The organism is Bacillus sp. NH11B (genome assembly GCF_001884205.1).
In the GTDB taxonomy this organism is placed as follows: domain Bacteria; phylum Bacillota; class Bacilli; order Bacillales; family Bacillaceae_G; genus Bacillus_A; species Bacillus_A proteolyticus.
The window spans coordinates 77906-102176 of sequence record NZ_MAOG01000101.1; the positions used below are offsets into that span (position 1 = coordinate 77906).

Genomic DNA, 24271 nt, shown 5'->3' on the forward strand with positions numbered 1-24271 from the left:
TTCAAATGAAAAAGAAGCTTCTTTTTCAAAGTGAATGATGGTGTTATAACTAAATACAGACTGAATAATTAGATAATTTTTTATCAATAAATAGTAATTGTTATGATGTACGCTTTGATATGATGATTTGTTATAATATTTAGATAATAATCTTAGAAAAGGGGGATTTATATGGAGACAAAAATTTCTACTACTAGCAAGGGGTATGAGCTATTAGAAGAATGGTATCATGAAATGCTTGCTCAGCATATAGAGAAGGCAAGTATTTTAAAAATTGAAGCAGATAATATATTTAATAAGGTTAAAGAAAATGCAGATTCTTTTATTTATTACTCCCTGTTACGATTTAGGTACCAAATGTTAAAGGGGAATTTTGAAAAAGGGCTAGAAGAGCTAGAATACATAAAAGATATGCCAGATGGTTTACTAAAATATTACTATCACTTCTTTAAATTTATTTATGAAACAGAAGTTGGAAACTACAATAGTGCAGAGAAACATCTTGAATCTGCTAGTGATTTATTAGATATGATGTCCGATGAAAAAGAAAAAGCAGAGTACAATTATCGTGTTGCGCTATATAAATATTATATTTCACAACCCACTTTAGCGATTAATTATGCTACAAAGGCTCTTGATTATTTTTCAAGTCATGAAGGCTATGAGACTAAAAAGGGAGCGTGTGAAAATACATTAGGTATGGCTTGTATTACTTTAGAACAATTTGAATTAGCAGAGGAATATCTAATTTCTGCTCTAAATATGTTTCAAAAACTTGACGAACAATCGCTAGTTTTAAAAGTTCGTAGTAATTTAGGAGTACTGTATGCCGAACAAAACTTATCAGATTCAGCTATACGTCATTTAGAAGAAGTATATAAAGCGTGTCAACATACAAAATTGCATTATCAAAGAAGGGTAATATTCCTATTAGCTCGGGAACATATTAAATTAAAACAGCATAATGATGCAGCTTTTTATATTAAAGAGGGCTTAAAGGATTGTAATCAAGAATATATTTATCACCTAAATATTATGGAGTGTATAAATAATAATGAATCTATAGCAGAATTGGAAGAAATTATAAATGGAGCGCTTTCGTACTTTAAAGAACAAGAATTGTGGAAAGACATTCAAATATATACCGAACTACTAGCAGGAAAATGGTATAATGTGGGTGCAAAGGAAAAGGCGTGTGAGTATTATCATTTAGGTCATGAAGCGAGAACTTTATTAAAAGAAAAGGGGCGTTTAAAATGAAAAAGATTAAAATTACATTAATAGGTTTAATTGGTATTGCAGTATTATCGTTTGGTTTAAATAGTCCTAGTATTGAAAAAAGTGCAGCACCTACACTGAAACAAGAAAATATTATTTCATATTCAGAACATGGTACAGGAATCTAATAAATAAGAAAATTACCCCCATCAGTTATTAAAGAAATAAATATTACTAAGCAGTAAAATAGAAAAAATAAACAAATCAAGATGATGACAACATCTTGATTTGTTCAATTGTGAAAAAATATTGAACTGTAACGAATTTTTTAGCGGATATTTTAAATAGGAAAGAACAGATGAAAATAAGCTATTTAGGTTTGTTTCAGTTTGTGGGGGCACCCACGAACCCACCCACAATTCACCCACAAAAATAAAAAAAGTGATGAATCACTATGAAACATCACTTTTATAAAACCTTGATAAATCAACGTTTTTGGCGCAATTTAAAACTTGATGAATTCAGAGGATATATTTAGCACACAAGTTCAACAATGGGAACGGTAATACCTATTTATCAAGGTGATTGTAATACAAGATTTATTGTAGAAATTTATGTTAAATGAAGGGTTTTTTAAATGAAAATCAATCTAATACAGTTTTATTAAAAGGCTATTATTTGCTCACATTTTGCTCACAAATAATATAAAAACACGTGAAAAAATATGAAATACCCTTTTGAAATAGAATATAATATAAAAAATAAAAAGTGTCACAAACGCTTGTATAACAGGCACTTGTGACACTTTTATCGTTTTATAAAACATAAAATGAACAACCCTAAAATTGTTCATTCTTCTCCCAAGATTCCACAATATAATGTGCAATCGTCGGATTAAATCCTTTACCAACTAAGAACATAATCGCAGCAACTTCTGTTAAAGCATGTTTGTGTGATGTATGTTTCGCTTCATTTAAACCGTAATCTACCCAAGGTTTTACGAAATCAAGGACAGGTTTCTTTAAAGGTAAAAACTGTGTACCGACAACTTGCTGGATTTGTTGTTGCGTTGGTTCTGTAATAGGTCCAGGTGGTAAAATTTGAGGCTGCGAAATATCGAGTGTAGGTCCAGGCGGTAAAATTTGAGGTTGCGTAGGATCAATAGTTGGTGGTGCTGGAGGTGAGACACGTGGATCATAGTGTGGTTGATACATTTGTTGTTGGTATTGCGGTTGTTGAGGCTGAGTTGGATATGGATTTTGTTGTTCTTGATTTTGCGGTGTTGGATATGGATTTTGTTGTTCTTGATTTTGCGGTGTTGGATATGGATTTTGCTGATATTGTTGTTCTTGATTTTGCGGTGCTGCATATGGATTTTGTTGATATTGTTGCTTTTGATTTTGCGGTGCTGTATATGGATTTTGAGGATATTCATAATTTGGACGTGTGTCATATGGATTTTGTTGATATTCAGCTTCTTGATTTTGCAGTGTTGCGTATGGATTTTGTTCGTATTGTTGTTCTTGTTCGTATTGTTGTTCTTGCTGTTGAAGCTCTTGTTCTTCATATTGCTCAGTGTATCTTTGTTCCTGATGTTGAGGGTAAAATGGTTGCCTTGGGTAAGGCGGTTGATTATTATAGAACATGTTGATTCCTCCTTCATAATGATGCCTACCACCCAGTGTATGGGCGGACAAGAAAATATGTGATGAAAAAATGTAGGCGTGTTACAATAAGTAACTGGGTGAAGATAAAATGATAAAACAAGAAAAAATAAAAAAGACAATAACTTTCGTAAAGCATATTTTAGAAAAAGATGCGAGTGGGCATGATTGGTATCATATTGAACGCGTACATAAATTGGCGATTTCTTTATCCGAGCAAGAAGGGGGAAATCGTTTTATAATTGAAATGGCAGCATTACTTCACGATGTGGCAGATGAGAAGTTAAATGAAAGTGAAGAAGCAGGAATGAAAAAAGTTTCTGACTGGCTAGAAGGATTGGAAGTTTCAAAAGAAGAAATTGACCATATTCTCCATATTATTGCGAATATGTCCTTTAAGGGTGGCCATGGTGGTAAAGTGGAGTCAATTGAAGGGAAAATTGTTCAAGATGCAGATCGTTTAGATGCCCTTGGAGCGATTGGAATTGCACGTACATTTGCATATGGCGGAGCGAAAGGGAGATTAATGTATGATCCAACTATTCCGCCGCGTGAAGTAATGACGAAAGAAGAGTATAGAAAAAATAACGATCCATCTTTAAATCATTTTTATGAAAAACTTTTGAAAATAAAAAATTTAATGAACACGAACGCGGCAAAACAGGAGGCTGAAGTTCGTCATCGTTATATGGAACAGTTTATTGAACAATTTATGAAAGAGTGGAATGCACAAATATGAAAATGTTAACAGTGGAGAACTTATCGAAATCATACGGAGAAAAACCGTTATTTGATGGATTATCATGTAATATTACAGAAGGACAACGTGTCGGAATTATTGGTGTAAACGGTACTGGTAAATCGACATTATTAAAAATTATTGCAGGATTAGAAACTCCTGATACAGGTGATATGACGCATTCACGTGGTTATACAATTAGTTATTTATCACAGCAACCAGAGTTTAATGAAAAACTAACAGTATTAGAGCAAGTGTTCCATGGTGATACACCTTTAATTCGACTTCTTCGTGATTATGAACAATCGTTATTAAATATCGAAAAAGATCCAAGTAATGAAAAAATACAGGAACAATTATTTGCAGTGCAGCAACGTATGGATGCAATGAGTGCATGGGAAGCAAATGCAAATGCGAAATCTCTTTTAACTAAATTAGGAATTACAGATTTCACTGCAACTGTTGGAAATTTATCTGGTGGACAGAAAAAACGTATCGCAATGGCACAATGTTTTATTGAAACACCTGATCTATTAATATTAGATGAGCCTACGAACCATCTTGACCATGAGACAGTTGAATGGTTAGAAGAATATTTAGCAAGATATACAGGTGCGGTATTACTTGTAACCCATGATCGTTATTTCTTAGATCGTGTGACAAACCGTATTTTTGAATTAGATAACGGTAAACTATATAGCTACGAAGGAAACTATAGTACATTTTTAGAAGCGAAAGCACTTCGTGAAGAGCAAGAATCGGCACAAGAATCCAAACGCCAAAATTTATATCGTCGTGAACTTGCTTGGATTCGCCGTGGTGCAAAAGCCCGTTCTACGAAACAAAAGGCGCGTATTCAGCGATTTGATGAGCTAAAGGGACAAGAAGGACCAGCTGCAAAACAGTCAGTTGATATTGCACTAAGTGGAAGTCGTCTAGGAAAAAAAGTACTTGAGTTAAAAGATGTAACGAAAAAATTTGGCGATAAGACGGTACTACATAATTTTAATCATATTGTGAAACCAGGCGATCGTATCGGAATTATTGGGGCGAATGGAAGCGGGAAATCTTCTCTATTAAATATGCTTGCAGGCAAATTATCTCCTGATAGTGGTGAAGTTGAAGTAGGACAAACTGTAAAAGTTGCTTATTATACGCAAGAAAATGAAGAGATGAATTTAAATCAGCGTATGATTGAATACATTAAAGAGATTGCAGAAGTTATTCATACAACAGATGGAAAAGTAATTGGTGCATCTCAAATGTTAGAACGTTTCTTATTCCCGACGCATTCACATGGTACACCGCTTGGTAAACTATCTGGTGGCGAAAGAAGACGTTTATATTTATTACGTATTTTAATGGGAGAACCAAACGTACTATTACTCGATGAACCTACGAATGATCTAGATACACAAACATTAACAGTACTAGAAGATTATTTAGAAGATTTCCCAGGTGTCGTTTTAACTGTATCGCATGACCGTTACTTCTTAGATAAAGTAGTAGATGAACTGTTCATCTTTACTGGCGGAGGCGAAGTGCGTGAGTTCCTAGGTAGTTATACAGATTATTTAGAAATGGAAAAAACGAAAGAACTTATTGAGAAAGCGGAAGTTCAAAAAGAGAAAAAAGTAGTAGAAGAAGCTCCAAAACAACAACGTAAACGTAAACTTTCATACAATGAGCAGCGTGAATGGGAAACGATTGAAGATACAATTGCCGAACTAGAAGAGAAAATTGAGTCAATTGGAGAAGAACTTGCGAAAGTTGGATCTGACTTCACAAAGGCACAAGAATTATCTGAAGCACAGCAGAAAACAGAAGAAGAGCTAGAAAAAACGATGGAAAGATGGAGTGAACTATCAGACATCGTTGAAGGATTAAAATAAAAACAAGCTGCATATATTGAAAAGTAAAGAGAAAAACTTTACACTATTGGTAGAACCTATTTTAGGAGGGAAAAAATGAGAACATCTAATCCAATGCTGAAAAAAGAGGCATTCCGTAAAGAAGGAGCAAATGCTTCTGCGATGACTATTGGCGGAACAGTAGGCAAAACGTTTATCATGCTTATATTGCTGCTTGCAACGTCTGTCTATTCATACATACAGATGACGCAAGGAACGATGAAGATGCCAGTATTAATTGGTGCTTTAGTTATTGCGGCAATCGTTGCATTTGCGTCTATATTCTTCCCGCGCATATCACCTATTGGTGCACCAATCTATGCAGCGGTAGAAGGGGTTGTATTAGGAAGTGTTTCAGCGGTTTATACAATGAAATTTGGCGATACTATTGTTTTAAACGCTGTGTTACTAACAATCTCAATTCTATTTGCGATGTTAGTTTTATATGCAACACGCGTAGTAAAAGTAACTGATAAATTCCGTACAGGTGTAATAGCAGCGACAATGGGAATTGCGGTTATGTATTTAATCGTATTCTTATTAAACATGTTTGGTGTAACTGTTCCATATATTCACCAAGGCGGAACTATTGGTATTATCATTAGTGCGGTTGTTATTGTAGTTGCTGCATTAAATCTATTACTAGATTTCGATCTAATCGAAAGCGGCGCACGTAGCCAAGCTCCAAAATATATGGAGTGGTACGGTGCAATGGGTCTAATGATGACTCTAGTATGGTTATACTTAGAAATTCTTCGTTTTGTTTCTTACTTTACGAAAAATGACTAATAAAAAAATCCTGCATGAAATGTGCAGGATTTTTTATTTTCAAAGATAAATTGAATACATGGTATAATATGGGATGTTAAAAGCTTGAATGGAAGGGGATGGAATATGATGAAAGAGAAGAAAGGGATTATGAAAAAACTATTTTCTAAAAGTTTTTTCATAGAACTAGATGATGCTTTAACATATCCGTCAGCAAAATTCATTTGTGCAGCTATTGAGGGATATGCAACTGAATGTAAGGAACAGCTAAACTTTGAGAGTAAAGTTAAACCGATTACATTCTACTTAGAAGATGTATTGTTTAGCGCTGAAATAAAGATGGCTCGCGGAGGATATTACATCTCTTGCAGTGAAGTATAATATTTTTGGAAACCTTACATGTTTGAAATATGTAAGGTTTCTTTTTTACTTTTAAAAGATATAAAGTAGTACTTTTCACTTGAAAATATATCATTTTGCACGTTTTACCCTGTGCAAATTTTTCCTTACAATGAAGAAAAATATGTGAGGTGGTATAACTTATGATGAATCGAGTTGTATTAATCGGTAGATTGACAAAGGAGCCAGAATTATACTACACAAAACAAGGTGTCGCTTATGCACGGATATGTGTTGCGGTGAATAGGGGGTTTCGAAATAGTTTAGGTGAACAACAAGTAGATTTTATTAATTGTGTTGTTTGGCGAAGGTCGGCGGAAAATGTAACAGAATATTGTACGAAGGGCTCACTTGTTGGGATTACAGGGCGTATTCATACGAGTAATTACGATGATGAACAAGGAAAGAGAATATATAGAACTGAAGTAGTGATTGAGAGCATTACATTTTTGGAGAGAAGACGTGAGGGTGCATCACAATAAAACGTAAAGAGCATTAATAATTAAGTGGGCTATGTAGTATAGCCCTCTTAATTTTGACTGATACCTTCCCAAACAACATCTAACTGTTGATTGAGTAAATTTTTCGTATTTATTTCATTAGCATGTAATAGCGAGTGGGACATTAGTGTATAAAAATAAGTACTCATAATAGTAGAAGTGATGGTATTTGTATCCCATGGACTGTGTAATGTTCCTGTCTCTTTCGCTTCTGTAATAATAGAAGACAAACTTTCTTGTAGCTGGTGTATACTTTTTAATTCATTTTCTACTAAGTAGTTAGATTTAATAATTTCAAAGACGGCATGCTTCATTAATTCACCATGTCCAGTAAATCGATCCAGTAAATCTCCTAAAACAAGTTTGATTCGCTCTTTCGGATGTTCCACATTTGAATATGTTTTTAAACTTTCATTCCATAGTTCAATTTGAGAATCACCTAAAAATAATAATATGTTTTCTTTTTTCGGAAAGTAGTTGAAGAAAGTTCCTTTTGCAATCCCGCATGCAGTAGTAATATCTTGAACCGTTACATTTTCGTACCCGCGTTCTTGAAAGAGTTGTACTGCTTTTAGGAATATAAGTTCTTTTAATTCTTTTTTTCTCGTTTCTCTAAGCATATTATCTTCTCCTAACATAAACAATTATATCTGTTTATTAGATAATCTCAAACGAAATTGTATTTCATAAACAAATTTACTATTTAATGAAGTTTAATACAATCATGGGAGTTTTTAGGTCGTGTTGTATTTGAAAACCCTTTGTGGATGTAGCGTTGTAGTTTCTTGTTATAAATGAAAATTGTATAGTTCATGTGCTTGCTTTTCAGAAACCCATTTCGGAATATGTTTCATTACTTCGTTTCTTACTATAATCAAAGGATTACTTTCCATTTGCGCCATTTTTCCAACTTTCCATGCAGTGTTTGAGATTTTTTCAATTCTATCTCGTCTTTTTTGTTCGTATTCTATAAATGCTTGACGATAGTGGGCATTTTTTTTGATACATTCTGCAAGGATGATAGCATCTTCAATTGCTTGACACGCCCCTTGACCTAAATTAGGTGTAAGTGCATGGGCAGCATCTCCAATAAAGACGATGCGTTTGTCAAAAAATTGTTTCATTGGAGTGATGTCTACAATATCACGATGAATCATATTAACGTCAGATGCGTTTTTTAAAATAGCTGGGATGGGATTATGATAATTTTTGAAATGATTATATAAATCTGCTGTTGTGTAAGCTGTATATTTTTGATCTCTAGCTTTAGCGTTTATGAGCGCATACCAGTATACTTCGTTGTTTGGAAGAGGGACAATGCCAAATCGACCGTTTGTTCCCCATGTTTCAATAAAATCATTTGTTAAAGATAGATTATGAGTTGGAGTTACACCACGCCAACACGTATATCCGGCATAACGATAACCATCGTTTTGTGTTACTTGTTTTCGGACGACAGAATGAATACCATCAGCAGCAATGAGTATATTGCCGAATGTTTCACTACCATCTTGAAATAATATTTTTAAGGCGTTTTCTGCATTTTGTTCTATTTTTACGCACTCTTTTCCCCACTCGACAGTACCTTCTTGTAGTTCGGAAAGTAGCAATTGATGTAAATCTTTTCTATGGATGGAGTACATTTTTGGATAACAAGCTGGAATGGTCAATTTACTAAATATAGTTCCTTTTTCGGATACAAGGTTAAAACCGTCACTTTCATTGCCGAATTTTTTTATTTGCTCAGAAATTCCGTATGGTTCAAGTGCTTGCATCGCATTTGGGGCAATGATAATACCTGCACCAGCAACAGTAGATTCAATATTTTTGTCATACACTTTTACATCTAATCCTATTTTTTGTAAGGAGATTGCTGCGCAAAGACCAGCGATACCACCACCAATAATCATGACATTATTCATTTGTTATCCCTCCACTTTTAAATGACTTTGATCATAAAATGACTACGGTCACTTTATGAGTTAAGATTAATACCTTTTTTTGTTATTGTCAATTAGACTTTTAACTATAGTTCCGGAACGATTAGGTGAAAATAGTAATAATTGAAATTCTAAAAATGTAGAAGAGGAATTAGTAAAATTAAGCATCCGAGTAGGAGTATAGAGTGATAACATGTTACAATACAGCTAAGAACACGCAATAAAGGAGAGTATTTTTACGTGAAAATTAAAGCAATTGAACCAACGCCAAGTCCAAATACAATGAAAGTTATTTTGAATGAAGTATTACCATCAGGAGCGCGTAATAATTATACAAATGAAAATAAAGAACAAGCACCAATGCAAGTGCAAGAAATTTTGAAAATAGAAGGCATTAAAGGTGTATACCATGTAGCAGACTTTTTAGCAGTGGAGCGAAATGCGAAGTATGACTGGAAAGTTTTATTACAACAAGTTCGTGCCGTTTTTGGTGAAGAAATAGTGGAAGAAAGCGAAGAACAACAACTTTCTCATTTTGGAGAAGTGAAAGTGTTTGTTCAAATGTTCTTTACTATTCCGATGCAAGTGAAGTTAACAGATGGAACATCGGAAGAGCGTGTAGGCTTACCTGATCGTTTTAAAGAATCTATTATGAAAGTGCAAATGTCTGCACCTAACGTTGTGAAAGAGCGCAAATGGGTAGAGCAAAGTACACGTTACGGTAATTTTGAAGAAATCGGGAAAGAAGTAGTAGAAGAAATTGTTGCTGCTTATTCAGAAGAACGTGTAAATGAAACGGTTAAAGAACTATTGAATCAAGCGGGTGCTGTTGAAGTAACGATTCAAAAGCGTGAGCCATATAAAGTAACAGAAGAGATGATGAAAGATTCTGACTGGAAAAACCGTTTTGCGGCTTTAGAACAAATGGATCCTACTGAAGAAGATATGCCGATATTGAAAATGGCATTAGAGGATGAGAAAGTATCTATCCGCCGTTTAGCAACAGCGTATTTAGGTATGGTAAAGGGTGATGGAGTATTGCCGTTATTATATAAAGCGCTATTGGATCGTTCAGTAAGTGTCCGCCGTACAGCAGGAGATTGTTTATCAGACGTAGGTGATCCAGCAGCGATGTTCGTTATGATTAAATCTCTGAAAGATTCAAGTAAATTAGTACGCTGGCGTGCAGCAATGTTCTTATTTGAACTTGGTGATGAAAGTGCAATTCCGGCACTAAAAGCAGCAGAAGATGATCCAGAGTTTGAAGTGGCGATGCAAGCGCGTTTAGCTTTAGAACGTATTGAAGGCGGCGAAGAAGCCAAAGGATCAGTATGGAAGCAAATGACGGAGTCTCGTAAAGGGGAATAGTTTATGATTGTTTTCTATGATAGTTGGTGTCCGATGTGTACAGCAGTTGCAGAGCGTACGAAAAGATTAGATAAAAAGGGTAAGATGAAATTTGTTTCATTTCGAGATGAAGATGTAGTTGAGAAATATGAACTTTCTCAAGAATTACAAAGTAAGATGGAACAAAGATTGTATATTTTAAAAAATAATAAGTGGTATGACGGAATTCATAGCATTAACGTATTAGCAAAGGCTGTTCCATCTTATTGGTTTACAGTGCCTTTTATAAAGCTATCTATCGTACTTGGATTTGGAAGTAAAGTATACGATTATATCGCTAACAATAGAAAACTTGTCCCAGTTGGACACTGCCGTGAAGGGGTTTGTGAAATCCCTACAAAAAAATGAAATCATCGTTATCTTTCTTTTGCACCTATTAATAGAGCGTGATATGATGAATTTGGAATGAAAGTTGAAGGAGAGATTACAAGATGTCAAATGCTTATGAAGAATACATGCGTCAAATGGTAATTCCAATGCGCCAAGAATTAGTGCGTTCTGGATTTGAAGAGTTAACTACAGAAGAAGCTGTAACAGAATTTATGGAAAACACGGCAGGTACAACTTTAGTAGTTGTAAACTCTGTTTGTGGTTGTGCAGCTGGTTTAGCACGCCCATCAGCAGGTCAAGCGGTTGTACGTGCTGAAAAACAACCTGATCATCTTGTAACTGTATTTGCAGGTCAAGATAAAGATGCTACTGCAAAAATGCGTGAATACTTCGGAGAAATTCCTCCATCTTCACCATCTATGGCATTACTAAAAGGAAAAGAAGTTGTTCACTTCATTCATCGTCATGAAATTGAAGGTGCAACTATGGACGAAATTATTACGAACTTAGAACAAGCTTTCGAAAAGAATTGCTAAAGTAGGGGGAGAGTGAATCTCCCTCTTTTCTTTATATAGAGGTGAAACAATGATAGTAACAACAGCAGGAAGAACAAATAAAGAAATGACAGCTTATGCAAATAAGGTAGCAGAAGAATTAAATAGTTCTTTCGTTATACGTAATGATATACCTGTACATAAATTGCATGAACAGTATGAACAAGATGTACTTGTTGTAGGCAAAAATCGTTTAGCCATTTATCCAAAAGGAACGGAAGAGTCGTTTTTCTTTCATCCAAACTCAGCGATGTTTCGTGTGAAAAGATTAATGCGCGGAGAACACGATCCGTTTGTACAAGCTGCTAAATTAGAGAGCGGAATGACAGTGTTAGATTGTACGCTCGGTATGGCATCAGATAGTATTGTAGCTAGTTATATTGTTGGTGAAAGCGGAAGAGTAACAGGACTTGAAGGAAATGAATATATGGCTTATATCATGGAAAAAGGCTTGCAAACTTGGTCTTCGTCTGTTGCAGAAATTGATGAGGCAATGCAAAGAATCGAGGTAAAGCAAACAGAGCATTTCGCATTTTTAACGCAATGTGAAGACAATAGTTACGATGTTGTTTACCTTGATCCGATGTTTGAAGAAACTGTCATAGAATCAGATGGAATAAAAGGATTAAAACACTTCGCTTTGTATCATGATATTACTGACAAAACAATTGCGGAAGCGAAGCGTGTGGCGAGAAAGCGCGTCGTTCTGAAAGATCATTTTCGTAGTTCTCGATTTGAAAAACATAATTTTTACGTATACAAAAGAAAAAGTGCTAAGTTTCACTTTGGTGTAATTGACCCTTGCTAATTGTTTGAAAAGATGTATAATAAGCAATAATCAATTGAATATACTGTCGGTGATGAAGAGAGTAGTCTTTTTCAGAAGGAAAGCGAGTTAGGGATGGTGTGAGCCTAGTGCGGAAGAAAAAGATGAAGCGCACTTCGGAGATGCTTCTTGAATGAATAGTAGAGTAAGCCGAGGCCCCCTGTCCTCGTTATAAACGGGAAAGTGGTTCGTAATGAACAACAAGGGTGGTACCACGGGTTAAAACTCGTCTCTTTTTTAGAGACGAGTTTTTTGTATTCAAAAAATAAGGAGGTTGTATTATGGATTATAAAATGCAGTTTGCAAAAAGTTTATCGAATATTTTTACGAGTGAATTAACGCAAAATCAAATTTTAGATTTAATCGAAACACCGAAACAAGATGAATTCGGAGATGCAGCGTTCCCATGTTTTTCACTAGCGAAGCAATATAAAAAATCACCAGCTATTATAGCGAAGGAAGTTGCGGAGAAATTAAATGATCCGTTCTTTACGAAAGTAGAGGCCGTGGGTCCTTATGTAAATGTATTTTTCAATCGTGAAACTGTAAGTGATGCAGTATTAAAAACGATTTTAGCTGAGAAAGAAGAGTACGGTCAAAATTACTTTGGATGTGAAAAAACGGTAGTTATCGATTATTCCTCTCCTAATATCGCGAAACCTTTTTCAATGGGGCATTTACGTTCTACAATGATTGGTAATTCACTGAAACATATCGCTGAAAAATGTGGTTATGAAGTTGTAGGAATCAATTATATTGGCGATTGGGGCACGCAGTTTGGGAAGTTAATTACCGCGTATAAAAAATGGGGAAATGAAGCAGTAGTTAAAGAGGATCCAATACGTGAATTATTTAAGTTATATGTTCAATTCCATGAAGAGGTAAAAGAGAACGAGGAACTAGAAGAAGAGGGACGCGCTTGGTTTAAAAAATTAGAAGAAGGTGATGAAGAAGCAGTCGAGCTTTGGAACTGGTTCCGTCACGAATCTTTAAAAGAATTTTCACGTATTTATGAACTTCTCGGTGTGGAATTTACAAATTTTCAAGGAGAAGCTTTCTATAATAATTTAATGGAAGATTTCATTGGACTATTAGAAGAACATGATTTGCTTGAAGAATCAGAAGGCGCATTAGTCGTTAATTTAGAAGAAGAAGGTATGCCGCCATGCTTAATTAGAAAATCAGATGGTGCGACTATTTATGCAACACGTGATTTAACAGCGGCATTGTATCGCCAAAACACATATGATTTTGATAAAGCTTTATATGTAGTCGGACCAGAACAAAGCTTGCATTTTAATCAATTTTTCACTGTATTAAAAAAGCTTGGCTACACTTGGGTTGATGGAATGGAACATGTACCGTTCGGGTTTATATTAAAAGATGGCAAGAAAATGTCGACACGTAAGGGCAGAATTATTTTATTAGAAGAAGTACTAGAAGAAGCTGTTGCACTTGCGGAACAAAATATTGAAGAGAAAAATCCGAATTTAAAACAAAAAGAAGAAGTGGCAAAGCAAGTAGGTGTTGGAGCAGTAATCTTCCACGATTTAAAAAATGAGCGTATGCATAATATTGAATTCTCATTAGAAAATATGTTGAAATTTGAAGGGGAAACAGGACCGTATGTACAATACACACATGCGCGTGCTTGTTCAATTTTAAGAAAAGAAAGTGTAGAGTTTGAAACGTGTACTTTTGAATTAAAGGACGCTTATAGCTGGAGTGTAGTAAAATTACTCAACAGATTCCCGCAAGTAATTGAAGCGGCCTTCAACAAAAATGAGCCATCTATTATTTCAAAATACGTATTAGATGTAGCACAAGCGTTCAATAAATATTATGGAAATGTTCGTATTTTAGAAGAGAACGAAGAAAAAGAGAGTAGACTCGCATTAGCTTACGCTGTGACGGTTGTATTAAAAGAGGGATTACGTTTACTTGGGGTAGGGGCACCTGAGGAGATGTAAAATAATACTTTTGTGCTTAAACGCAATAAGAAATATTTACATTACTTTAGGGAAGAACTGCAAATCAAATTAAAGCGTAATATTATAACAAAAAGAAAAATCAGGCGATCATTAACCTGATTTTTCTTTTTGTATTCTCTTGAATAAATTCTTATCTATAAGGTGTGTTATACGCTGCGAAGTGTAAGAACGCTATAATTTTGTTACGAAATCAATTAAAATATTTGTAGAGAGGATGGTCCGTATTGATTCGAGGTTTCATTTTACACATTCCTTGTCATAGACTACCGGAAAGGAGTTTTCTCAAACTACAAAAATACATGCCTTTATGTGCGCGATGCACAGGTATTTTTATTGGTTTATGTATGTTTCCAATTTACTTTTTAATAACACCTTCGTTTAGTCTCTCATTAATGATATCCTTTTTTGCTCAAATTCCATTATTAATTGATGGATTCACCCAAAAGTGGAAATGGCGAAGCAGTACAAATTTGCTAAGAGTAACTACCGGCCTATTAAGCGGTAATGGTATGGGACCATTTATTGTATCTAGTATTATATGGATTATATCTTAAACCAAATATCAACGGAGGTAGCTACTTACATGTTTTGGATTTACATAATTCTAATTTTTATATCAGGTGGAAGTGGAATTGGTTTTATCATTCATGAAAAATATATAGAAGCAATAATAGCTTTTGTTATTTGCGTGTTATTTATGGTGCTACTATATTTTTATTTAAAAAGAAGCAAAAAAAAGGAGAATTTAGATTGTGACGTAATAGATTGTACCGATTGCTCAGATTGTGATTGTACTAACTAAACTTCTGTTTATTCCAATATTATTATGAAAAGGATTATATATCGTTTCAGGTATGTAGTCCTTTTTATTTTTTTAAGATTAGTTTGTCAAATAGGTGGGAGAGTAAAGAACATGTACAATTTAACGCATTAATTAAAATTAAACATCTCTAAAATTTTTAGAAACATAGGAATACATTTATTAAATGGAGAACTATAGTTTTGTATATAAAAGGAGGCGTAGGTTTTGGAAAAATATGATTGGAATAGTAAGCTAGCGTATTTAAGAAATACGAGAGATTTATATTATAACGATGATTATTTAAGTTTTTTAGTGAATACAGTTTGGAAGATTACTGAACCGGTACATATTGTTGATTATGGTTGTGGATATGGATATTTAGGCTTAGTTTTGTTGCCGTTACTTCCAAATGGATCAAAGTATACAGGTATTGATAGCGGGGAAGCATTAATGGCTGAAGCGAGAGAGTTGTTTCGTTCGCTTCCATATGAATCAGAATTTATTGAAGGAGATGCTACAGAAATTGAATTGGAAAATAAATATGATATAGCAACCTGTCAGGCTTTCTTATTACATATGAGTTCCCCGAAAACGATGCTAGAGAAGATGATACATTCAATTAAACAAGGTGGTAAAATAATCTGTTTTGAACCACATTGGATGTCAAATATGTCTTCATACGTATTAGATGGAGAGAATCAATCGGAAATTATTCAGCTAGGTGTTTTGCAGAAATTATTTGAAAGGGATACACAGAGAACCGGTAAAGATGGGAATATCGGTATGAAAATACCTACGTATTTAAGTGAAATAGGTGTGAAAAATATCGAGTGTAGAGTAAGTGATAAAGTGAACTTTTTAGATTCTAATATGTATCATAATGATAAATATAGTTTGTATCATTCATTAAAAGAAGAGGGAATTGCGGGCAATCCAGGTGATAAACAGCAATTTATAGAACTTTTAATGGCCAGAGGATTAACATATGAAGAATCGCTAGCTCAATATGAAGCGGAACTACGGTTTTTTAAAGCATTTCATATGCATTCATCTTTAGTTTATGCTCCGAATATGAAAATTACATTTGGTGAAATAAAGAAGTAAATATCATATTAGAAAAGTAAGGGAGAAGGAGAATTGCTACATTTCTAATATGGATAGGTTACCATTATTATCAAGATTTGTCGGTAAATCGATATATCTTATCAAATCGTTGATCTATTGTAAGTTACAAGAGATATATTCAGGAAATCGTTAATATAATTTCATCCACTCAATGAAGCCTCAAAAAAGAAGATAAAACTCATCTTCGAATAATACATGTTATTTCATCAAATTAAACAAAATAACGAGAAAAAGTATCGTTTTTAAGATATTTAGTTAAAAACTTGAATAATATTAAATAATATCGTTCATTATATGAGGTTTTAGTTGAATGCATACTATATGATGTGTAAAATCTAAGCAAGTAGGTTAGAATACTGCTTGCAAATGGCAGTATAAATAATTATTTGAGGTGAATACATGCTAGATTTTAAACAATTAGAAATTTGTTTGAAAGAAAAGAGATTTGTAGATGGATTACAGGAGATAAATAATGAAATTGCACATATAAAAGAAACGAATAAGTTATCATACGTGAAGAACTGGCTTTCTAACGTTTCATCATTTACAGAGTTTGATACATTAATTCGCCTTGCTGATGAAGGTTTGATGCATCAATATAGCTCCTTTTTAATTCGTTATACTTATAAAAAATTCCCAAATATGAGAACGCTCTCTTTATATTGTGATGAGTTAATTGATGAGCGTAAAATCCTTGATGCTGAACAATTATTAAAAGATTCTTTGGAAGAGGTAAATGAAGAGGAAACTGATGCGGATGTTTTAACGAAAGCATATTTTACGTTAGTTAGATGTTTGTTAGATATGAAGCGCAATGAAGAGGCTTATGCCTATATGCAAAAGGCGGAAAAGTATAGTACACGTACAGTTTTTGATAAATGGGGTTACTTATATATACAGACTGGTGAGTGGGAGAAAGCAGAGGAACAACTTTTAGCCGGTCAGCAACATAAAGATTGTGAAGAGTTAGCTACGTACTTATTGGCGCAATTATATGCATATAAAGGTGAACAGCAGCGAGCATTACAACTCATAAATGATGCGATTGCAAAGTTCCCTCAAGTACCATATTTCTATTTTGAAAAAGTAAAATATTTATTAGATTTAGAGCGCTATGAAGAAATGTTAGCGGTAATAGATGAAATCAATCACATGCTTCCGCATCATGCATATACAACTTATTTTATACATTTACGTGCAGAAGCATTTTATAAAATAAATAATATTCACGATTTGCAAGCACTATTGAAAAGTGAAAAGAGTTTGAAAAATTCTCTATATCATCATATAGAAAAAAATCCTGATGGAAAAAAGGTTCGTTTACCAATAGTTCCGGTTGTACAAAAGGATAACTATTGCGTTCCGACAAGTTTGGAAATGATGTTAGGGGTATGGGGAGAAAAACGTACGCAAGATGAAATTGCACAACATATTTTTGATGTAACAGGTTCTAAGTTTTCAGATACAGTTACATATATAGAAGAGCAAGGTTACGAATATCGTTACTTTCAGGGGAATGAGGAAAATTATAAGAGATTACTTGATCAAGGTATTCCCGTTTTATTAAGTATAGATATTGAGCACGCTTCCCATGTACAAGTACTTTCTGGTTATGACGACGTGCTGCAAGCTTTTTATATTCAAGATCCGAATTTCTTAGAACCGATTCTTGTGGAATATGATAAGTTGCAAGAAAAATATCGTTATACAGATTGTTTAGCTATTACGTTTACACCAAAAGATAGAATGGAACAACTTTTATTTTTAGATGAGGAAGAACATAATTATTATAAATCAATTTTTTCTCTTACTGATCATTTAGCTGAGCAAGATAAAGAGGGAATTGAAAAGTTAGTATTATTTTTAAAAGAAACAAGTGAAAATCCAAACACTTGGCTATATACGATTAAACATTTAGATGCTGAAGTAGATAAAGATTTTATTCAATTTTGTATAGAAAAATTAATGGAAAAGTTTCCAAGCTCTGACTTTGTGAAATTGCATAGTGCACAGTGTTTTATTCGTCTGCAAGATATGGAAAAAGCAGGACATATGCTTCAAAGTGTGGAGAAGAAAAGCAATCAAGCGTTGTATCATTTTATAAATGGACGTTATTCTTTTGAGCAAGATAATTATGCAGAAGCGATTTCTAGTTTTCGTTCATCATTACAACTGGATGCAGACCAACCAGTTGCGTGGAGTTTCTTAGCATTATCATACATGTATATGGATCAATCCGAAAAGGGGCTAGAGTATTCGCTAACAGCTATAGAACGTAGCCCAGAAAGGTTTACACTTGTAAATCACGGTTTAATTTTAATAGATTTAGAACGATATGAAGACGCATATGGATTCTTTAATGATTTATTAAAAGAATATAAGTATGAAGCGCACATTTGGTATGAACGTGCAAGATGTGCTCAACATTTAGGAAAAGTGTATTTGGCGGTAAAAGGACTTAAAGTAGCAATTCAATTAGATAAAACAGCAGCCTATTTATATACGAAGCTTTCGGAAATCTATGAATCAGATTTGGATGATGAGAAAAGTACGAAGGAAATTTTATTACAAGGAATTCGATATTGTGAAGATCAGGCATCTTTATATGTTCGTTTAGGAGATGTACATTTTCAAAATGATGAACTTGAAGAAGCGGAAACTATATATAAGCGTTCTTTAGAAGAAAATAATGAAGATGTATATTCTCATTTCGGTTTAATTCAAGTTTATATGGCAAAGGAACAATATGAGGATGCAAAAAATTATATTGTTAGTATCAATCAGCAATTTGAGGACAATCAAGATTTTCTTATGAATGCTGGCATGGTGCTGTGGGATGCTGAAATTGCGTTAGGCGGGAATGAAGCTGAGTTGAAAACGGCACTTTCTAAATTAGAGGACGGTATACGTAAGTTATATAGTAATATAGAGAACGTGTTAGAAGAGTATGTAAATAGAATAAAAGGAACAGCTTTCGTGCAACGAGGCATAGCGTTTTTAAGAACGCTACAAAAAGAAAAAACGGAAGTAATTGAATACGGTTGTTATGCTGGTATTTTATATGAATCTATTGGACAGTATGATCAGGCAATGAAGAGATACAATAAGGCAATCGAACAAAAGAGAACTGCTTTGCCATATTATCGAATCGGCGAAACATATATGGTATTAGGACAATTGACAGAAGCAAAGCAAGCGTATGAAATATGTTTAGAGCTGGATGAAAACTTTGCAGGTGTACATTTGCAACTAGCAGAAATATACGAAAAAGAAGAAAATCGTTCTAAAGAACAAAGTCATATGGTCCAGGCGATGAAAGAAGAGCCTTTGCATATTAATATGGAATATTTGGCACAGCTTTCAGTAGATTTGAATCTTCATGAAGAATTGCTGACTGAACTAGATCAATTAGCAGGAGAAGTACCCGAAATATGGCGTTTAGATGCTATTGCATATGTATATGGTGCGATGAATGAAATAGATAAAGAACAGGTGCGAATTGAAGAAGCGCTACAATTAGATGAGGGACACACAGAAGTTCTATATCATTATGCGAAAGTATTAGTGAAAAAAAGAGATGCGAGTGCAATTGAAGTTGCAATGAAAGTAATGCATAAAGAATTAAATAATGAACGTATATTTGATGTATATGTAAAAGCAGTAGAACAACATAAAAAAATATCTCAAATACGAGACGCACTTCATACGTTAAAGGTGAAAAAAGCAGAAAGAAGTATGGCATTTATGTATGCCGCAGCTGCGGTTACAGAAAGATGGATTGAACGTCAACAAAATGAACAACCGAAAAAATCTATATTTACGAGAGCTTTTTATCGTATGAAAAACCGCGCGAAAGAAATTTCAATGATTACTACAATCATTGATTTATATGAAGTTTCGTTAAAGTTAAATCCAAAAAATAGTATGGCAGCGCAGCGATTTGCACTATTTTACGAGAATGCGGCAATGAATAAAGAAGCAATAGAAGTATTGCAAACATCGCTAGAAAATAAATGGGATTATGATGTAGCGAAGCAACTTGTAAATCTTTTCATTGAGTATGAAGAAGAAGGCATGTTACGAGATGCGTTGGAATTAACGAAACAAATGGTTCGAGAGCTACCGGATGATTATGATACGCTTCTTTTACAAGCACAAGTATTCTTGAAAGCTGGGGAAGAAAGAAAAGCAGAAAAAATATGTTTACAATTAACGGAGAAAACATCGTTTGTAAGTAGAGGATTCCTTACTTTAGCAGAAATATACCAAAGTCAAGAGAGGTTTGAGGATGCGATTCATTTATTAGAAGATGCTTCTGTACATCATCCAAATGAAACGGCAATTCTTATTGCTTTAGCATCTTCGTATCATAGAGCTGGGGGAACTACCAAAGCAGAAAAAATAACAAGTGATATATTAGAAATTGATGCTACACACTTGTTAGCAAGATACGATCATGCTTGCTACTTAGCATTATTAAACAGAATTGAAGAGGCGAAAGAAGAACTTGAAATTGTGCTTCGTGAAGATGACACAGGATTCTTTGCTGAACTTGCAGAGGAAGATGAAGATTTAGCAGGATTACGAGAATTTGAAAAGTAATTGTATAGAAATAGATAAAAAGGATATAAATAAAAATATATTTTGAATTAGTTGACAATTAATTGCCCAATGACATAAAATAACTTTTAATAAAGTATACAAATCTGAAGACGAGAAAGAGTAAAATAGTGAGCTGTTCTCCAGAGAGCCGGTGTATTGCTGAAAGCCGGTGTGCAGACGTTATTTGAAAATCATCTCCGAGGAGCCGTGGCTGAATAAAGTAAGCTCGGACGGATGTCTACCGTTACAAAGAACGCGTATGTTAGTACGTTGCTAAGTGCTATTAGTGAAAAGCTAATAGAATTAGGGTGGTAACGCGGGTAAACCCGTCCCTACTTCATGGGGACGGGTTTTTTGTGTGCTTTTAAAACATTCAAAGGAGTGATTGTAGATGAAGAAAGTAGATGTAAAAGAGTCAGCTGTAGGGAGAGAAACACGTATTCGTAAGCAGTGGAACGAACAAAGCATTTTTGAACAATCAATTCAGAATAGAGAAGGCGCGCAATCGTTTGTGTTTTATGAAGGACCACCAACGGCGAACGGTTTACCGCACGTCGGCCATGCACTTGGTCGGGCGATTAAAGATTTAGTAGCGAGATATAAAACGATGGCTGGATATAAAGTGTTAAGAAAAGCCGGATGGGATACACATGGATTACCTGTAGAATTAGGCGTTGAAAAACAACTTGGTATTTCAGGTAAGCATGAAATCGAAGAGTACGGCATTGAGCCATTTATTCAAAAGTGTAAAGAGAGTGTATTCACATATGAGAAGCAGTGGCGTGAATTCACTGAAAGTATCGGTTATTGGGTAGATATGGATGATCCATACGTTACGTTAAAGAATCCATATATCGAAAGTGTATGGCATATTTTAGGGACGATTCATGAAAAAGGTTTGTTATACAAAGGGCATAGAGTTTCACCGTACTGCCCAAGCTGTCAAACCTCTCTCAGTTCACATGAAGTTGCACAAGGGTATAAAACAGTAAAAGATTTAAGTGCAACAGTTAAGTTTAAAGTGGAAAATAGTGAAAATGAGTATTTCTTAGGTTGGACGACAACACCATGGACGCTTCCAGCAAATGTAGCGCTCGCTGTACATTCAAATATGGAATACGTTAAAGCGAAACAAGAAGGTCATGTATACATTATTGCGAAAGAACGTGTACAAGAAGTATTAAAAGAAAACTATGAAGTATTATCTGTTCATAAAGGTGAAGAATTAGTAAATACATCTTACACAGCACCGTTTCCGATGAAGGAAGTTACAAATGGATACCACGTCATCGCAGCAGATTTTGTAACTGCAGATAGTGGTACAGGACTCGTTCATATCGCTCCAGCATATGGGGAGGACGATTATAGAGTCGTTCAAAGTGAAGGATTGTCGTTCTTACATGTTGTAGATGAGAAAGGTGAGTATACGGATGCAGTACCATTTCTTAAAGGTAAGTTTGTAAAAGATTGTGACGTGGATATCGTTCGTTATTTAGCGAAAGAAGGGTTACTATATCATAAAGAAAAATATGAACATAGCTATCCGCATTGCTGGCGCTGTGATTCACCATTACTTTATTATGCAGGAGAAAGCTGGTTAATCCGAACAACTGAGATTAAAGAAACATTTTTACGAAATAATGATTCTGTTACGTGGTATCCAGACCATATGAAGCACGGACGGTTTGGTAAGTTTTTAGAAAACATGGTGGACTGGAATATTAGCCGGAATAGATATTGGGGAACACCTTTAAACGTATGGGAATGTGAAAGCTGCGATCATCAATTCGCACCGAAAAGTATTGCCGAATTAAGAAAGCATAGTACGAAAGAAACACCTGAAGATTTAGAATTGCATAAGCCGTATGTAGATGAAGTACAAGTTTGCTGTGAAAAATGCGGAAGTACAATGAATCGAACACCAGAAGTAATCGATGTTTGGTTTGATAGTGGCTCCATGCCGTTTGCACAATATCATTACCCGTTTGAAAATAAAGAGTTATTTGAAGAACAGTTTCCAGCAGATGTTATTGCAGAAGGAATTGATCAAACACGTGGCTGGTTTTATAGTTTATTGGCAGTATCAGCGCTATATACAGGAAAAGTTCCATACAAACGAGTGTTATCACTTGGGCATGTTCTAGATGAAGAAGGACAGAAAATGTCTAAAAGTAAAGGAAATGCACTAGATCCGGTTGATTTAGTAGAGAAGTTTGGTGCCGACGCTCTAAGATGGGCTCTACTCGTTGACAGTGCCCCATGGAATGCGAAACGATTTTCTGAAAGAACAGTACAAGAAGCGAAATCTAAATTTGTAGATACGTTAGTCAATGTGTATAGCTTCTATGTTTTATATGCAAATTTAGATGAATATAATCCGAAAGAAAAGTATGATGTAAAGCGTACGAAATTAGATGAATGGGTGTTATCAAGATTGCATAGTACGACGAGAAAGGTAAGAACCGCACTTGATGATTATCAATTCACAAATGCAGCTCGTGAAATTGCCACGCTTGTAGATGAAGTGAGTAACTGGTATGTAAGACGTTCACGCAATCGTTTTTGGGAATCTGGTATGAATACTGAGAAAGCAGCGGCGTATGAAACACTTCATGAAGTGCTTGTAACAATTAGTAAATTAATTGCACCATTTACACCATTTGTCGCTGAAGATATTCATCTGAATTTAGAAGGACGTAGCGTTCATTTAGAGGATTATCCAGTTGTAAATGAATCACTTATTCAGCCGAAGTTAGAAGCGGAAATGGATGCAGTTTTACAAGTTGTTGAACTTGGAAGAAGTAACCGTAATCAGCATTCATTAAAAGTAAAACAGCCGTTAGCAGAGCTTGTATTACTTGAGAATAAAGAGAATAATATCGATTGGGAATCTTATCGTGATATCGTTATGGATGAACTAAATGTAAAAGCGTTTCATGTTGAACTGGATGAAACGAAGTACACAACATATCAATTAAAGTTGAATTTTAAAACAGCGGGACCGAAGTTTGGTAAAAATGTGAATGCAGTAAACGGCTGGTTAAAACAATTATCGCAAGAAGAAGTACAAAACTTTGTTTCAACTGAAAGAGCCGTATATGAAGCAGCATCAGGGGAAGAAGTAGTTGTAACGTCTGAAGATGTATTAGTAGAAAAAGTAGCAAAAACAGGGTTCTCAAATACGACTAACGGACAATATACAGTTATGTTAGACACGAATGTAACGGAAGAATTGTTACAAGAAGGAGTGGCGCGTGAATTCATTCGTGCAGTCCAAGAATATCGTAAGCAATTGAATTTACCAGTTAACTTACGAGTTGATGTTACTCTTGATGCAGAAGATGAATTGCAACATACATTAACGAACCATAAAGAGTTATTAGAAGAAAATTTACTCGTAAAACAATTTGCGTTTCGTGTATTAACGACAGAAGATGATGAGCTTTCATTAGGTGAGACAAAAGTTCGCATCAAACTGAGCCCAGCAAATTAAATG

General features: G+C 34.6%; 20 protein-coding genes and 2 other annotated features. Of the genes, 17 read left to right on the forward strand and 3 right to left on the reverse strand.

Going from position 1 to position 24271, the window contains the following annotated elements:
• Nucleotides 1-171 precede the first annotated feature (171 nt).
• Together BAU27_RS15030 and BAU27_RS15035 are read left to right on the forward strand one after the other, a co-directional pair.
• Nucleotides 172-1260 (forward strand): response regulator aspartate phosphatase, encoded by a 1089-nt coding sequence (locus BAU27_RS15030; protein WP_071771314.1) that lies wholly within the window; start codon nt 172-174, stop codon nt 1258-1260.
• Nucleotides 1257-1406: a Phr family secreted Rap phosphatase inhibitor gene (locus BAU27_RS15035; RefSeq protein ID WP_071771315.1), complete on the forward strand. Its 150-nt coding sequence runs from the start codon at nt 1257-1259 to the stop codon at nt 1404-1406. The genes BAU27_RS15030 and BAU27_RS15035 overlap by 4 nt, the downstream gene beginning before the upstream one ends.
• A 651-nt stretch (nt 1407-2057) precedes the next feature.
• On the opposite strand, the gene BAU27_RS15040 is transcribed toward BAU27_RS15035, so the two are convergent.
• The gene (locus BAU27_RS15040) at nt 2058-2864 is read right to left on the reverse strand and encodes a hypothetical protein (RefSeq protein ID WP_071771316.1); all 807 of its coding nucleotides are present in this window, start codon (nt 2862-2864) and stop codon (nt 2058-2060) included.
• 109 nt (nt 2865-2973) lie between these two features.
• Between BAU27_RS15040 and BAU27_RS15045 the strand changes: the two genes are divergently transcribed.
• The 5 genes from BAU27_RS15045 to BAU27_RS15065 all read left to right on the forward strand — a co-directional run bounded on the left by BAU27_RS15045 (nt 2974) and on the right by BAU27_RS15065 (nt 7180).
• Nucleotides 2974-3621: an HD domain-containing protein gene (locus BAU27_RS15045; protein ID WP_071771317.1), complete on the forward strand. Its 648-nt coding sequence runs from the start codon at nt 2974-2976 to the stop codon at nt 3619-3621.
• Complete coding sequence (locus BAU27_RS15050) at nt 3618-5513, forward strand: ABC-F family ATP-binding cassette domain-containing protein (protein ID WP_071771318.1); 1896 nt, start codon at nt 3618-3620, stop codon at nt 5511-5513. Before BAU27_RS15045 ends, BAU27_RS15050 begins: the two co-directional genes overlap by 4 nt.
• Nucleotides 5514-5588: 75 nt before the next feature.
• On the forward strand, nt 5589-6320 hold the full coding sequence (locus tag BAU27_RS15055; RefSeq protein ID WP_071771319.1) for a Bax inhibitor-1/YccA family protein: 732 nt from the start codon (nt 5589-5591) through the stop codon (nt 6318-6320).
• Between the two features lie 105 nt (nt 6321-6425).
• On the forward strand, nt 6426-6680 hold the full coding sequence (locus BAU27_RS15060; RefSeq protein WP_071745248.1) for a DUF4318 domain-containing protein: 255 nt from the start codon (nt 6426-6428) through the stop codon (nt 6678-6680).
• Between the two features lie 161 nt (nt 6681-6841).
• Entirely contained in the window at nt 6842-7180 is a 339-nt protein-coding gene (locus tag BAU27_RS15065) for a single-stranded DNA-binding protein (protein WP_071745247.1), read from the forward strand.
• 47 nt (nt 7181-7227) lie between these two features.
• Here BAU27_RS15065 and BAU27_RS15070 read toward each other — a convergent pair whose 3' ends face one another.
• Together BAU27_RS15070 and BAU27_RS15075 are read right to left on the reverse strand one after the other, a co-directional pair.
• On the reverse strand, nt 7228-7818 hold the full coding sequence (locus BAU27_RS15070) for a TetR/AcrR family transcriptional regulator (protein WP_071745246.1): 591 nt from the start codon (nt 7816-7818) through the stop codon (nt 7228-7230).
• Nucleotides 7819-7986: 168 nt separating this feature from the next.
• A complete protein-coding gene (locus BAU27_RS15075; protein WP_071771320.1) occupies nt 7987-9120 on the reverse strand; it encodes an FAD-dependent monooxygenase in 1134 nt (377 codons plus the stop codon).
• Between the two features lie 258 nt (nt 9121-9378).
• On the opposite strand from BAU27_RS15075, the gene BAU27_RS15080 reads away from it, so the two are divergent.
• The 10 genes from BAU27_RS15080 (at nt 9379) to ileS (ending at nt 24268) form a co-directional block, all read left to right on the forward strand.
• Nucleotides 9379-10506, forward strand: a complete 1128-nt coding sequence (locus BAU27_RS15080) for a conserved virulence factor C family protein (RefSeq protein WP_071771321.1) — start codon at nt 9379-9381, stop codon at nt 10504-10506.
• Nucleotides 10507-10509: 3 nt separating this feature from the next.
• Nucleotides 10510-10893 carry a thiol-disulfide oxidoreductase DCC family protein gene (locus BAU27_RS15085; RefSeq protein WP_016094149.1) on the forward strand — a complete coding sequence of 128 codons (384 nt, stop codon included), beginning with the start codon at nt 10510-10512 and terminating at the stop codon, nt 10891-10893.
• 83 nt (nt 10894-10976) lie between these two features.
• Nucleotides 10977-11411 (forward strand): BrxA/BrxB family bacilliredoxin, encoded by a 435-nt coding sequence (locus BAU27_RS15090; RefSeq protein WP_000063705.1) that lies wholly within the window; start codon nt 10977-10979, stop codon nt 11409-11411.
• 49 nt (nt 11412-11460) lie between these two features.
• Complete coding sequence (locus BAU27_RS15095) at nt 11461-12237, forward strand: class I SAM-dependent methyltransferase (protein ID WP_071771322.1); 777 nt, start codon at nt 11461-11463, stop codon at nt 12235-12237.
• Between the two features lie 40 nt (nt 12238-12277).
• Nucleotides 12278-12492: a binding site (T-box leader), on the forward strand.
• A gap of 44 nt (nt 12493-12536) precedes the next feature.
• Nucleotides 12537-14225 carry an arginine--tRNA ligase gene (gene argS, locus BAU27_RS15100; RefSeq protein ID WP_071771323.1) on the forward strand — a complete coding sequence of 563 codons (1689 nt, stop codon included), beginning with the start codon at nt 12537-12539 and terminating at the stop codon, nt 14223-14225.
• Nucleotides 14226-14470: 245 nt separating this feature from the next.
• Nucleotides 14471-14800, forward strand: coding sequence for a DUF2085 domain-containing protein (locus tag BAU27_RS15105; RefSeq protein WP_071771324.1), 330 nt, complete (start codon nt 14471-14473; stop codon nt 14798-14800).
• A gap of 29 nt (nt 14801-14829) precedes the next feature.
• Nucleotides 14830-15048, forward strand: coding sequence for a hypothetical protein (locus tag BAU27_RS15110; protein WP_071771325.1), 219 nt, complete (start codon nt 14830-14832; stop codon nt 15046-15048).
• Nucleotides 15049-15273: 225 nt separating this feature from the next.
• On the forward strand, nt 15274-16152 hold the full coding sequence (locus tag BAU27_RS15115) for a methyltransferase domain-containing protein (protein ID WP_071771326.1): 879 nt from the start codon (nt 15274-15276) through the stop codon (nt 16150-16152).
• A gap of 420 nt (nt 16153-16572) precedes the next feature.
• Complete coding sequence (locus BAU27_RS15120; RefSeq protein ID WP_071771327.1) at nt 16573-20775, forward strand: tetratricopeptide repeat protein; 4203 nt, start codon at nt 16573-16575, stop codon at nt 20773-20775.
• Between the two features lie 98 nt (nt 20776-20873).
• Nucleotides 20874-21112 (forward strand) — a binding site (T-box leader).
• Nucleotides 21113-21166: 54 nt separating this feature from the next.
• Nucleotides 21167-24268 (forward strand): isoleucine--tRNA ligase, encoded by a 3102-nt coding sequence (ileS, locus tag BAU27_RS15125; RefSeq protein WP_071771328.1) that lies wholly within the window; start codon nt 21167-21169, stop codon nt 24266-24268.
• The last annotated feature ends 3 nt before the right edge of the window (nt 24269-24271 follow it).